Raw genomic sequence first — 2,349 nt, 5'->3', positions numbered from 1 at the left:
ATTTTAAACTACTGAGTTAATATCTCCTTTCAAACAGCTTCTGCCTCTTTTCAAAGTCTGCGTCGAGGTCTTCCATATAAAGGAGATGGTAAAATTAAACACATTCGGATTTTGAGAACAGAAAAAAAAATGATTCTTCTTTCAAACTTCTAGAATGAGGTGCCGATCTCATGCGTCGCCTGGCCAGTGTTGTCCTGCGGGGCGCTCGCGATGATGGGCGGCGGGGCCAACATGGCTGTCTTCCCCTGGCTCCCAGTCATCATCTGACCCTGCAGCTGCGGGTACATCCTGGCCTGCTGGAACACCGGCTGGGGTGGGAAGAAGTGGGTTGGCTGGGTTGGCTGCGGCATCATCCGCCCCATCATTTCCATTCCCGCTCTCCCTGCCTCCTCCCTGCCCCCTGTGGCGATCCCCACCGCGGTCAGGTCTCTCTTCAGCAGCCTCCGGCACCTCCGGGCGAACAGGTAGCAGATGGCGCAACACATGATCAGCATGACCAACCCCATGCTGGATCCAATAATGGTTTGGATATGGATGCCCAGCAGGTTGTTTGACTGGTCGATGTTCTTCTCCTCCCCCATGCTCTTGCTCAGGGTGGCTGTCTCGGTCTCCGTGTACTCGCCCAGCTTCCTCAAGTCCTCCGCGGTGCACTTGTATGGCAGGTTGAGCGATGGCAAGTAGGGGTAGGCTGTCAGACACAGGCCGCTCCCAACCTTGTAGACCTTGGACATCAGACACAAGCGTCCCCTCTGGTGTGGTGTGGCCGGCAGACTGCTCGCTGGTCTGCCCGGAGTTGCTCTGCTTCATGAACGCCGTCTTGTCATGCGCAGTTTGATCCTGTGATTTTCCATTCTTTGAGTCATTGGCAAACCTTACAAATTTGGGAACCTTTATGTCAGTTTTAATCCAAAATCCGTCCCCTTTCAACCATTTAGATTTTCCATCCTTTCCAAATCCATATGTTTTCTCGACTTCAATCTGTTCTCCAAAGTATCCGTCAAGTCTCTTCATCATGAATGTGAGTTTTACGTTACTGAATTGTTTGATGGCTTCCTTGGACTCCTCGCTCAGAATAGCTGATTGGTCAGACTTTATTGTTTCCTTACTCAGCAGCACTCTCGCTGTACAAACCTCATCAACATCACCTGCAATGTGTGGTGAATTTTCGGTTTTTTCGATTGTGTTACTTATGATCAATTTCTCTACCAATTTGCCAGCTTCCTTGTTCCAAGAATTCTCTCTAGATTCCATCTTTCCTTTTTCCATTTCAGCAACTTGTTTCTCGAGAGCGTCTATTTTCTGTTTCATCTGTCTAACTTGTTTGGTTTGTTTGTTTCTCATCACTGCAGGGTAGCCTTCCGGAATTATTTTCAACAACACCAATTCCTGCTTTCCCACAACAAATTCTTCCGAAATGTTATCCGAAATCAATGCTTTGCATCTAACTTTTTCTGCGCCCTTGGTCTGGATGTACAGCTGGGTTTCTCCGCCAACTGGTATCTGGTGTCCACTTCCATTGAAAAGCACTTCGTCTGTTTTGCTGATCTTTAGGTTCAGCTTTCTGGCCAGTCTTGAACTTATTATGGAAAGATCTGATCCGGAGTCTGGAAATCCTTTGACCGATTCTTGCTTTGTATTTCCTTTGTATCTAGAAATTGTGCAATCAATTGATGCCTTTTCTGACTTTGATGAGAGCATCATGAACTTTTTGAAGTTACAACTGTTATTTGCCGTGTGTCCATATGTGTTGCACAGGCCACACAACATCTTTGCTCGCTCGCTCACTGAAACTGGGCAGTTTGGTGCCTTGTGGCCGTACTGTGCACAAATAAAACATTGAAATCTCTTTTCTCCCTCGCTTTCCTCGGCTGATTTCTCCTTTTCCTTTTCCTCTTCTTCCTTCTTCTTTTCCTTCCGTTCTCTGCCTTTGATTTTCTTGACCCTTTTCTTTTCCTTTTCTGGGTCAGTCAAACCTTCTTTGGTCAGCTCAGCTGCTTCAAACTTTAGAATACTTTTGTTGATTTCCTCTGTGTTGACGGTTTCTTGTTCTTTCAGGATAAAATCCTTGAGTTTCTCGTTTTTTATCCCATTGAGAGCGATGATTGCCATCAACTGGTCTGGGCTTACCTCGGTCATTTTTGCGATTCTTTGCGCTGTTTCCAGTTCACGCATGAAATCTCCCGGACTTTGTCCATCTTTCTGTTTGATTGACATGAATTTCAACTGGAGAATAATCTGTGGGTAGAACTTCTCGTGTGACTCCCTCAACCTGTTTATCAGTTGGTCTATCTTGTCCAGAGGTTTTATGAACGGTTCCACGATGGCCAGAAACTCCTTTTCCACACAGGT

General features: G+C 46.4%; 1 pseudogene. It reads right to left on the bottom strand.

What is annotated here, in order from left to right:
• Positions 1-168: 168 nt before the first annotated feature.
• A pseudogene (locus ACN0IC_RS15010) lies at positions 169-2,349 on the bottom strand (hypothetical protein); the annotation flags it as partial.

Origin of the sequence: Litorimonas sp., assembly GCA_029936425.1 — a bacterium.
Taxonomy (GTDB): Bacteria; Pseudomonadota; Alphaproteobacteria; order Caulobacterales; family Maricaulaceae; genus Litorimonas.
The sequence above is the reverse complement of the archived record's forward strand: the minus strand, read 5'-3'. Positions and strand labels throughout refer to the sequence as shown.